The organism is Methylobacterium sp. B1 (assembly GCF_000333255.1).
GTDB classification, from domain to species: Bacteria; Pseudomonadota; Alphaproteobacteria; order Rhizobiales; family Beijerinckiaceae; genus Methylobacterium; species Methylobacterium fujisawaense.
In genome coordinates this window covers 1-6,543 of sequence record NZ_BACT01000128.1, presented here as the reverse complement: position 1 = coordinate 6,543, position 6,543 = coordinate 1, and the positions used below count along the sequence as shown (strand labels likewise).

Here is a 6,543-nt window from a genome sequence, read left to right as displayed (position 1 = left end):
GACGTCGCGCGAGCACGCCTCGACGGCGGGGGCGTAATTGCGGGTGCCCGGGCGGACCCAGATCGACCGGCGGCCACCGAACAGGCCCATCGTCCCGGCCTCGTCGCACAGCCGGCCCGGATCGGCCGCCAGGGCGTCGCCGTCGATCCGAACCAGCGCGAAGGGATCGGCCGGGTCGTCGACGAAATCCTCGGCGAGCTTCCGGGCCCGCTCGGTGACCAGCCCGGTATCCGGCCCGTAGACGAGGATGACGGGGATGCGCGGATCGGGTCCGCGCCGGATCAGCCCCTCGATCTCACCCGCCTTGACCGCCGTCACGTCGGATTACGGCTTCGTCGAGAGCACGGCGGCGAGGCGGCTCTTGATCTGATCGGACAGCACGCTCGCCAGCCGGATCTCGGCGTCCCGCGCCGCCCGTTGGCTGGCGAAGCGCTGGACCGAGCGATCGTAGGTCGCGGTCGAGGTGGCCACGCCCTCGGTATAGACCTTGGCGCCGCTCATATCCTCGAGGCTGTACTTGATGTTGGCCACCAGGGTGCCGGCCTCGGCGCGGCCGGTGGTGGAGGAGACGATCGGGGTCTGCACGATCTCGGAGCCCGAGAGCTTCAGCCGGTAGCGCTTGGTCGCCGGATGACCGGACCCGTCGAGATCGAAGACCAGTTCGCTGCGCAGGTAATGGCCGAGGCGCTCCTGCCCCTGGGCCATCGCCACGTCGTCGACTTGGACCGAGGCGAGCAGCGCCTGGACGGACTCGCCCGACGCGGTCGGCCCGTAGAGCGGCCGAAAGCAGGCCGAGAGGCTCAGCGCCAGGCCGGTCGCGCAGGCGAGGCGGACGATCCGCCCCGCGATGGAAACTCCCGAACCCACCATCCGCCGTCGTTCCGCCCCCGCTTGTCGGATCGTTCTAGCGCGGACACGGCATGCCGCGCCACGACGCTAGGGGGCAAACGTTACGATTCCTCTGCGGCAAGAGCGTGATCGTCCGGTTTCCGAATGTCATGCCGCGGCGGGAGAGAAATCCGATGACCGGCCGGAAATCCTAGGCGATCGCCGACAGGTAGGCCGAGACCGTGACGATCGCCAGCACCGTCGAGACCAGCACCACGGTGGCGGTCAGGTCAGCCTCGCGCCGATAGAACTCCGCCAGCATGAACGGTCCGGTGCCCGTGGGGAGGGCGGCCATGAGCACCGCGGTGTGCAGCAGGAGCGGGGGCAGGTCGAACAGGTAGCGGCCGAGGCCGTAGGCCAGCAGCGGATGAAGGGCGAGCTTGAGGCCGACGAGGAGCGCGGCGGTCCGCCCCTGCCCGCCGCCGGCGTGACGGGTCTGGGCCAGGAACAGGCCGAGCGCCACCAGGGCGCAGGGCGCGGCCGCGCCGCCGAGGAGCTTCAGGAAGGTCTCCGCGGATTCCGGCACGGTCAGTCCGGCACTCGGCACCAGGGCGCCCAGCGCCGGCGCCACCAGAAGCGGGTTGCGCATGAGCGAGCGGCCGACCGACCGCCAGACGGGCATGCGGGGCCCGCTCCGGCCCGACGCGGCCGCCTCGCGCCGCAGCCCGGTCTCGATCAGCACGATGGCCACCGCGAACACGCCGCAGACCGTCAGGATCGCCGCCACCGTGGTGGGGGCGAGCGCCTCGGGCCCGAAGGCGACCAGCGCCAGGGGGAACCCCATGAAGCCGGTATTGGCGTAGCCGGCATTGAGCCCGTCCACCGCGGCATCGGCCAGCGGCCGCCCCTCCCCGCGCCGGATCAGCACGGTGAGGGCGAAGACCGCGAGGCTGCTGAGGCCGAAGGCGCCGATGAAGCCGGGCTTCCAGATGGCGCTCCAATGGGCGTGGGCGGTGACGTCGAACAGGAGGGCCGGCAGGGCCAGGAAGACCACGAACCGGTTGAGTTCGGTGGTGGCGGCGGCGCCGAGCACGCCGATCCGGCGGGCCAGCCAGCCGGCGAAGATCAGCGCGAAGATCGGCAGCACGACCAGCACGGTCGAGAGCATGGCGGGTCCGGGTCGGAGGACGATGCTCCGGCCTTAGGACGGTTTGCGGGGCCATCTCCAGTGCCGGGGGCGGGGACCTGCCATGCCGCGGCCCCCGCTCACAGGACCTACCAGCGGTAGATCAGGCTGCCGATGACCGTCGCGGGCGCGCCGCGATAGCAGAAGCCGGCTTGGCAGTTGTAGTAATCGCGATCGAAGATGTTGAACGCGTTGATCTGCGCCCGGAAGCCTTTGTACTTCGGATCGAGCGCCGCGAAGTCGTAAGCGACGAGGGCGTCGAACAGCGTCACGGTCGGATTGCGCACCGTGTTCTCGTCGTCGGCGAAGCTGTTGGCGTTGAACCGGATGCCGCCGCCGATCGTCAGGCCGCGCAACGCGGAGGAGGGCGGGAACAGGTAGGTCAGGAACGACGCGAAAGTGTCCCCCGGAATGCCGGAGAGCTGGTTTCCGTCGATCGCCGCACCGGTCACGGCCGAGGTCTGCTTCACGAAGCGGAAGTCGAGATGGGTGTAGGCGAGCGTCAGGTTGGTCCCCGGCGCGAAATTCGCCGTCGCCTCCATCTCGAAGCCGCGCGAATTGACTTCGCCGGTCGCAACTTGGTTGGCAAAGTTTGTGGGATCCTGGCGCAGAATGCTCGTCTGATTGATATCGAAGCCTGCGATGCCGGCGCTGATATTCGTGCCCGGGATCAGGTATTTCACACCCGCCTCGATCTGGTCGCCTGTGGCCGGGCGATAGGGACGGCCGGTGACGGTGTTGACGCCGACCTGGGGGGTGAAGGTCGTCGCATAGCTCGCGTAGGGCACGAGGCCGGGCGCGAGTTCGTAGTTCAGGCCCGCCCGGTAGGTGAAGGCGCTGTCGTTCTGGCTCTGCGGTCCGGCCACGACGCCCCGCGTCACGCTCGCCGTGTCGGAGGCGACCCAGTCCTGCCGTCCGGTCAGCGTCAGGACAAACTTCCCCCACTTCGCCTGTTCCTGGAAATAGACGCCGACCTGATCCTGCGCCTGTCGCGAGGAGCGATCGATGCTGGGGCGCGCGATCGGCTGGCGACCGTAGTTCAAGGTGAGCAGGTTGAGATCGGGCGCCACGCCGAAGCCGGCGACGCTCGAGAAGTCGTAATGATAGTAGTCGATGCCCGTCAGCAGCGTGTGGGCGATCGGGCCGGTGTGGAGATGACCCTCGAGTTGGGTGTCCACCGCGAAGGAGGCCAGCGATTGCTTGAACAGGCCCGTGGAGCGCTGCGCGCTGAGGCCCGTCACCCCGTCGACCTGCGTGTACGAGAAATTGGCATCGACGCCGGAATAGCGGAAGTTCTGCCGCAGGATCAGGTCTGGCGAGAACCGATGCTCGAAGGCGTAGCCGATCCGGTGCTGATCCGTCCGGTAGGTGTTGAGCGCGCCGTCACCCGAGTAGATCCGCGACACGCGGAAGCCGGGGAAGTTGTAAAAGCTCGCATTGCCCGGGACGTTCGATTCTTGGAACTCGGTCAGCAGCGTAAAGGTCGTGTCGGCCGTGGGGCGCCACGTGAAGGCGGGCGCGATCGTGAACCGGTCGTCCCGGACGCCGGGGCCGGGCAGGAACGTATTGGATTGCCGGGCGACGCCGGTCAGCCGGTAGGCCATCGTGCCGTCCGACCCCTCCACCGGGCCGCCGATATCGAAATTGCCCTGGTAGCGGTCGAAGTTGCCTCCCTGGAACCACACCTCGCCGAATTGGGCGAAGACCGGCCGCTTGCTGGTCACGTCGACGATGCCGCCGGGCGAGCCCAGGCCGTATAGGCCGGAGGCCGGCCCGCGCAGGATCGTCAGGACTTCCGTTCCGTAGGGTTCGATCCGGGGAACGGCGAAGCCGACTCCGGTCTGGCGCAGGCCGTCGCGGAACACACCGTCGTAGGTCTCCGCAAAACCGCGAATGTAGAATGCGTCGGCCCGCGGATCGAAGCCGAACACGTTGCTCGACACGCCGGGCGTGTACGCCACCGCCTCGTTGAGGCTCTGCACGTTGCGGTCGTTGAGCTGCTCGCGGGTGACCACGGAGACCGATTGCGGGGTCTCGATCAGGGGCGTGTTGGTCTTCGTGGCGGTCGGGCTCACCCGCGCCACGTAGCCGGTGATGCCGGAGGGCCCGCCGCCGCCGCCGCTGGTGGCGGCGCTGCCGCCGTCACCGCCGCTGACATTGCCGCCGCCGCCGCCGGATCCCGTCGGAGCCGCCACGGCCGGCCGGGCGGCCTCCACGGAGATCTCGTTGAGCTGCACGGCGGTCTCTTGCGCGGCAGCCGCCGGGGCGAGGGCAATCGTGGTCAGCGCCGTGGTGGCGAGCAGCAGGCCGGACTGGGCGATACGGAATGACATCGGAGACCCCGAAACGCGCCCTTACGCGGCGCCTGGGGTCCACGTACCATCGTTCACGGGTCCTTGAGCAAGCCGAAAACGTGTTGTAAATCACACACTTAGAAGACTTCAAATCTGGAACGGTTCGAGCCTAGAACTCGAGCGGCGGCTCCCGCAGGGCGTCAGCCTCCCGGGTACAGGCAGCCTGATCCGGCACCGTCCCGGCGCCCGCCATGGCGCTCCGGAGCTCGGCCCGAGCCCGGTCGAGGTCCGCCCGGAAGGTTGCATCCCCCATCAGGGCGGCGAAGACCGCGGTGCCGGTGAGGCGTCCCGCCGCCACGTCGCTGAGCCAGTGCACGCCGCAGACGATCCGGCTCTCGCCATAGGCCCGGCCGCGGGTCAGGATCGGCGTCGCCTTCTCGGGAACCAGGGATGCGAGAATCAGCGCGTAGGCCCACCCCTGGGTGGCGTGCCCGGAGGGATAACTGAAGCTGTCGGCCAGGGCCTGGCTGCGCTGCACGCAGATCGGCGCCTCGTTGCCCACGAACGGGCGCAGGCGGCGGTAATGGACCTTGGGGCCCCGCGTCGCCCGGGCGAGGTCGAGGCGGGCGCGCTCCAGGAGGTTGATCACCGCCGGCACCCGCGCCTGATCGATCCGGGTGCCGAGGACGCAGGCGAAATTCTCCAGCACCGCCGCCGCGCCCTCCGCGACGTCGTTGGCGGCCAGGTCCCAACGGGCCGTTCCCTTGAGGACACGGGTGCTGTTGAAGGCCGCCCGGTCGGCCTTGTCGAGGGGCGCGTCGTGGGCCGGCGGGGCCGGCAGGATCTGGACGGCGTCCGGCACCGCCGCATCCGCCAGGTAGGGCTTCACGGCCGGCTTGCCGGGCTTCAGCGTCTCGGCGCCCAGGGACGGGGCTGCAGGGGTCATCGCCGGGGGGTGATGGGGCGCATCCTCAGCCCGGGCCGCGACGGCCAGGAGGAGGGCGAGGGCGGCCGGGGCGAGGAGGGGGAGGGACGGCGTGCGCAGCATCGGATCCGGGGCTCTATCGGATGGAATCTGCGGGGCGCGCCCGCTGCCGGACGAACGGCTCAGCCGGCCCATCCAGTCCCTGCACAGGCGCCCTCTTCTGTCCAGGGTGACGGTGCCGATCCGCGCCGACTGTCACGCGTGATCGCGCCCCCGCCGCATTCACGCCGCCCGGATCGCGGCGGCCACGGCGCCCGGATGCTCCTCGTGCGGGCTCAGGGCGCCGGGGATCGCGGCGCCGGTCACGCGGCCGCCGGCGATGAGGGCGTCCATCTCGGCGCCCGAGCGCCGGGGTGCGCCCTCGGGCCGCAGCACCAGGGTCGGCGGCAGGCCGTCGCCGAACAGGGCCAGGAAGGCGTCGCGGCTGCCCACCGGATCGAGGCCTCCGGTGACGAAGGCGGCGGTGCCGAACCGGCCGTTGCGCTGGCGGGTGATGGCGTGCTTGTCGCGGACCAGAGCCGGGGTCACCCGGGCGGCGTCGGCATAGACATGGGCGCGCATCATCCGGCCGATGATCGGTGGGCTGATGTTGATGCGGTAGAGCGCCTCGCCGAGGAGCGGCGCCTCCACGGCGCGGCGGATGCGCGGGAACCAGTGCGCCCGTCCCGGCATCGCGGTGGGCAGCGGCCCCCGCCAGGTCGGCGCCACCAGGACCAGGCGCGCGAAGGCCTGCGGATGGCGCCGCGCCGCCGCCACGAGGTAGCCGGCGGCATGGCCGGCCGCGACGCCGAGCGCGTACGGGCCGGGGGCAGCGGCGAGCAGGGCGTCGAGGAAGGCGTGGAAGGTCGCGGGGGCGAGGGGCACCCGCGTCCGCGGCCTCGCGCCGAAACCGGGCCAGTCGGGCACGAGGCAGCGATACGCGGTTCCCAGGTCGCGGGCGAGGTCCCGCATCTCGGCGCGCGCCGAGATGGTCGACAGGGCCGGGAGCAGGAGGGCGTCCGGCCCTGCTCCGAACACGTCGCAGGGGGTCGGCACCGGCCGGCCCGCCACCGTGAGGTTCAGCTCCAGCGTCTCCATCGCGCTCCCGCCAAGCACGCTCCCGCCCAGTCTCAGGACATCAGGTGCGCAGCAGCTCGTTGATGGCGGTCTTCGACCGGGTGCCGGCATCGACCCAGCCGCTGGATCAGCGACGAGGGGCGATGCTCCGCGACGAATTTCCGGCCCATGGCCTCGAGGTCGGTATCGGCTGC

General features: G+C 70.6%; 5 protein-coding genes and 1 pseudogene. All 6 read right to left on the bottom strand.

The features are described 5' to 3' along the window. Nucleotides 1-318 (bottom strand): annotated as a pseudogene (locus I53_RS03870) (DNA polymerase III subunit delta); the annotation flags it as partial. A gap of 6 nt (nucleotides 319-324) precedes the next feature. After that, nucleotides 325-870: an LPS assembly lipoprotein LptE gene (gene lptE, locus I53_RS03865; protein ID WP_043346867.1), complete on the bottom strand. Its 546-nt coding sequence runs from the start codon at nucleotides 868-870 to the stop codon at nucleotides 325-327. A gap of 169 nt (nucleotides 871-1,039) precedes the next feature. Beyond that, nucleotides 1,040-1,996 carry an AEC family transporter gene (locus tag I53_RS03860; protein ID WP_043346866.1) on the bottom strand — a complete coding sequence of 319 codons (957 nt, stop codon included), beginning with the start codon at nucleotides 1,994-1,996 and terminating at the stop codon, nucleotides 1,040-1,042. A 107-nt stretch (nucleotides 1,997-2,103) separates the two neighbouring features. Continuing rightward, nucleotides 2,104-4,347 (bottom strand): TonB-dependent siderophore receptor, encoded by a 2,244-nt coding sequence (locus I53_RS03855; RefSeq protein WP_043346865.1) that lies wholly within the window; start codon nucleotides 4,345-4,347, stop codon nucleotides 2,104-2,106. A 130-nt stretch (nucleotides 4,348-4,477) separates the two neighbouring features. Continuing rightward, nucleotides 4,478-5,356, bottom strand: coding sequence for a phosphatase PAP2 family protein (locus I53_RS03850; RefSeq protein ID WP_043346862.1), 879 nt, complete (start codon nucleotides 5,354-5,356; stop codon nucleotides 4,478-4,480). Nucleotides 5,357-5,515: 159 nt separating this feature from the next. Beyond that, on the bottom strand, nucleotides 5,516-6,370 hold the full coding sequence (locus I53_RS03845) for an alpha/beta fold hydrolase (protein ID WP_043346860.1): 855 nt from the start codon (nucleotides 6,368-6,370) through the stop codon (nucleotides 5,516-5,518). Nucleotides 6,371-6,543 lie beyond the last annotated feature (173 nt).